Source organism: Actinoallomurus acaciae, assembly GCF_042429965.1.
In the GTDB taxonomy this organism is placed as follows: domain Bacteria; phylum Actinomycetota; class Actinomycetes; order Streptosporangiales; family Streptosporangiaceae; genus Actinoallomurus; species Actinoallomurus acaciae.
On sequence record NZ_JBHLZP010000655.1, the window covers coordinates 687 to 4,665 of the forward strand.

The window sequence follows — 3,979 nt, forward strand, 5'->3', positions numbered from 1 at the left end:
GGAAGGACCTGACCGACAACGTGAACTTCATGGCGTCGAACCTGACGTCGCAGGTGCGCAACATCGCCCAGGTCACCACGTCGGTGGCGAACGGCGACCTGTCCAAGAAGATCAGCGTGGACGCCCAGGGCGAGATCCTCCAGCTCAAGACCACGGTGAACACCATGGTCGACCAGCTCTCCGCCTTCGCGGACGAGGTCACGCGCGTGGCCCGCGCGGTCGGTACCGAGGGCAACCTGGGCGGCCGGGCGCAGGTCCGTGGTGTGTCGGGGGTGTGGAAGGACCTGACCGACAACGTGAACTTCATGGCCGCCAACCTGACCTCGCAGGTGCGCAACATCGCCCAGGTCGCGACGGCCGTCGCCCAGGGCGATCTGGGCGCGAAGATCGACGTCGACGCCCGCGGCGAGATCCTCGAGCTGAAGACGACCATCAACACGATGGTCGACACGCTGTCCTCGTTCTCCTCCGAGGTCACACGAGTGGCCCGCGAGGTCGGCAGTGAGGGCCGGCTGGGCGGTCAGGCGCGGGTCGAGGGCGTGCACGGCACCTGGAAGCGCCTGACGACGAACGTCAACGAGCTGGCCCGCAACCTCACCACCCAGGTCCGCGCGATCGCCGAGGTCACCTCGGCCGTCGCCCAGGGCGACATGTCGCGCCACATCACCGTCGAGACGCACGGCGAGGTCTCGGAGCTGAAGGACAACATCAACCTGATGGTCTCCAACCTCCGCGAGACCACGCGGGCGAAGGACTGGCTGGAGTCCAACCTGACCCGCCTCGCCGGCCTGATGCAGGGCCACCGCGATCTGGTGGAGGTCGCCGACCTGATCCTGCGGGAGCTGACCCCGCTGGTGAACGCCCAGTACGGCGCGTTCTTCCTCGCCGACACCGAGGCCGGCGGCGACTGGCCCGGCCGCCCGGCCGGTCACCGGCGCGGCCTCGCGCTGATCGCCGGGTACGGCCTGCAGGGCGGCGACACCGCGTCGTCCGGACCGCTGGCCCAGGGCCTCGTGTGGCAGGCCGCCGGGGAGAAGAAACGGCTGCTCCTGGAGGACATCCCGCCGGACTACATCAAGATCAGTTCGGGGCTGGGACAGTCGTCTCCGGCCAGCATCGTCATCATCCCGATCCTGTTCGAGGACACGCTGCTAGGCATCATCGAGCTGGCGTCGTTCTCCCGCTTCTCCGACGTGCACCTGGCCTTCTTCGACCAGTTCGTCACCACGATCGGCGTCGCGCTCAACACGATCCTCGCCAACGCCCGCACCGAGATGCTGCTCGCCGAGTCCCAGAACCTCGCGCAGCAGCTCCAGGAGCGCTCCGACGAGCTGCAGCGGCAGCAGGGCGAGCTTCAGCACTCCAACGAGGAGCTGGCCGAGAAGGCCGCCCTGCTGGCCTCCTCCTCGCAGTACAAGTCGGAGTTCCTGGCCAACATGTCCCACGAGCTGCGCACGCCGCTGAGCTCGATGCTGATCTACGCGCGGCTGCTGGCCGACAACGCGCGGCAGAACCTCTCGGAGGAGGAGGTCACCTTCGCCACCAGCATCCACCGTTCCGGCTCCGACCTGTTGCAGCTCATCAACGACATCCTCGACCTGTCGAAGGTCGAGGCCGGCCGCCTCGACATCCGCCCGAAGAAGCTGCCGCTGGTCACGCTGCTCGACTACGTGAACGCCACGTCCCGGCCCATCGCCCGCGACCGCGGCCTGGAGTTCGAGGTGCACGTGGCCGAGGACGCGCCCGGCGAGCTGTTCTCCGACGAGCAGCGGCTCCAGCAGATCCTGCGCAACCTGCTGTCGAACGCGATCAAGTTCACGCCGCAGGGCCGGGTCACGCTCCGCGTCGAGCGCGTCGACGCCGACGCCGTCCGCGAACTCGGCGAGACCATCGCCTTCACCGTGGAGGACACCGGCATCGGCATCGCCCGCGAGAAGCTCGGCACGATCTTCGAGGCGTTCGAGCAGGCCCACGGCGCCGGCAGCCACAAGTACGGCGGCACGGGCCTGGGCCTGTCGATCAGCCGGGAGCTCGCGACGCTGCTCGGCGGCCGCATCACCGCCGAGAGCGAGCCCGGCGTCGGCAGCTCCTTCACCCTGTACGTCCCGGTCGTCCACCCGGGCCATCCGCCGGCCGAGGAGACGACGGTCCCGATCGGCAGGCTCGCGCTGGAGGCGCCGGAGCCCGTCGCCGAGGCCGAGGACACGGACGCCATGCGTTGGCGCGCGCGGGACGAGCGGCCCGGCGCCACGACGCGGCTGGAGGAGTGGAACGCCGAGCGCGCCGCGCGGATGCTCTCGGGCAAGATCCTCATCGTCGACGACGACATCCGTATCGTGATCGCGCTGACCCGGCTGCTCGCACGTGTCGGCCTGCCCGTCCGGTACGCGCTGAACGGCCGGGAGGCGATCGAGATCCTCGAACGCGACGCGGAGGTGTCCCTCGTGCTGATGGACATCATGATGCCGGTGATGGACGGGTACGAGGCCATCCGGGCGATCCGCTCCGAGTCGCGGTACGCGAACCTGCCGATCGTCGTGCTCAGTGCGAAGGCCATCCCCGGCGAGCGCGAGAAGGCCCTGGCGGCCGGCGCGAACGACTACCTGCAAAAGCCCGTCCTCGACGTGGACCGGCTGCTGAAGATCGCATGCGACCTGCTCGACCCGAGGGCCGCGGGGCAGACCGGCGACGGACCCAAGGTGGATCCGTCCGGCCCCGGCACGGGCCCGGAGCGGCCGGCGACCGGCGGCACGGAGACGTGAGGGTCGGCTTACGCGGTTCCGCCTGGGAGTTCTGCCGGTGCTTCTGCCTGGTCGGTGACCGGGGGCGCTTGTTTGCATCGTCATGCAGGCGATGACCGCGTGAACCTGGAGCGCCCCCATGAGCCCCCTCGTGCTGAACCGCGACGACGTACCGTCCCGCGACGCCGGCCTGCCGCCGGACGACGAGGGCCGGGCGCTGGTCGACCGGCTGTACGCCGACCACGGTGCGATGCTGCTGTCCTACGTCACCCGGTTGACGTCCGACCCGTACCAGGCCGAGGACGTCGTCCAGGAGACCATGCTCCGCGCCTGGCGCAACGCCGGGCGGCTGACCTCCGGACGGGGCTCCGTGGCCGGCTGGCTGATGCGGGTGGCGCACAACATCTGCGTGGACCGGTTCCGCGCCCGCCGGGCGCGCCCGGATGAGGTCGCCGCGGACGCCGCCGCCGCCCCGTTCCTGGAGGACCACGCGAGCGCCGTGGTGGACTCCGTGGTCGTCGCCAAGGCCCTCTCCCGGCTCGGCCCGGCCCACCGTGAGGTCCTCGGCGTGGTCTACTTCGCCGACCGTACGGCCGCCGAGGCCGCCGAACTGCTGGGCCTGCCCGTCGGGACCGTCAAGTCACGCGTCCACCACGCCCTGCGCCGGCTCCGGCTGCACATCGACGAGCTGATGGACGACCCGGCGTAAGGCCTTCACCGGCCCGTTCGGCGCGCCGCCCGGATCCGTCCTCGTACCGGTTCCGGGCGCCTTCGCTCACGTCGCCGCGGCGATATTCGCCAACGATCTAGGCGTTCCGCCGTACGCGGGGGAAGATTGGCAGGCGTGCCGAAATCCGGGCGCGGCGCCTTCGCCGTCGCACCCGGAGGGCGGCGCGGCCGGATCCGTGGCGGCCGTCTTCCGATGCAAGCAGGGGCCCGTCGCGCCCGGCCAGGCAGAAGTACCGGCAGAAGTACGCGTTCGCCGGTCGCGGCCGACGTGCGGGTGAGGTGGCGATGGCACAGACGGAGGCGTTCGGCGAACTCCTGCGCGGATACCGGCGCGCGGCGGAGCTGACCATCGAAGATCTCTCGTCCGCCTCCGGGGTCAGCGTCCGCGCGATCGGCGACATGGAACGCGGGCGCAGCCGGGGCCCTCAGCGGCGTACGGTGGCGGCGTTCGCGGACGCGCTCGGGCTCGGGCCGGTGGACCGGCGGGTGCTGGAGGACGCGGCGCGGGT

Annotated in this window: 3 protein-coding genes; all 3 read left to right on the plus strand. The window is 70.8% G+C overall.

Annotated features, from left to right (window positions below; genetic code table 11):
- Positions 1–2,762, plus strand: a 2,762-nt coding sequence (locus ACFFNX_RS44290) for a HAMP domain-containing hybrid sensor histidine kinase/response regulator (RefSeq protein ID WP_378212261.1), incomplete at its 5' end; no start/stop codon positions are given.
- 118 nt (positions 2,763–2,880) lie between these two features.
- Positions 2,881–3,450: a sigma-70 family RNA polymerase sigma factor gene (locus tag ACFFNX_RS44295; protein WP_378212262.1), complete on the plus strand. Its 570-nt coding sequence runs from the start codon at positions 2,881–2,883 to the stop codon at positions 3,448–3,450.
- A gap of 305 nt (positions 3,451–3,755) precedes the next feature.
- Positions 3,756–3,979 (plus strand): helix-turn-helix domain-containing protein (locus ACFFNX_RS44300; RefSeq protein ID WP_378212263.1); only part of this gene is annotated, 224 nt, incomplete at its 3' end.

What these genes read in the sequence shown, in the direction of transcription:
- ACFFNX_RS44295 (WP_378212262.1), top strand. Translation starts at nt 2,881, where the DNA reads ATGAGCCCCCTCGTGCTGAACCGCGACGACGTACCGTCCCGCGACGCC.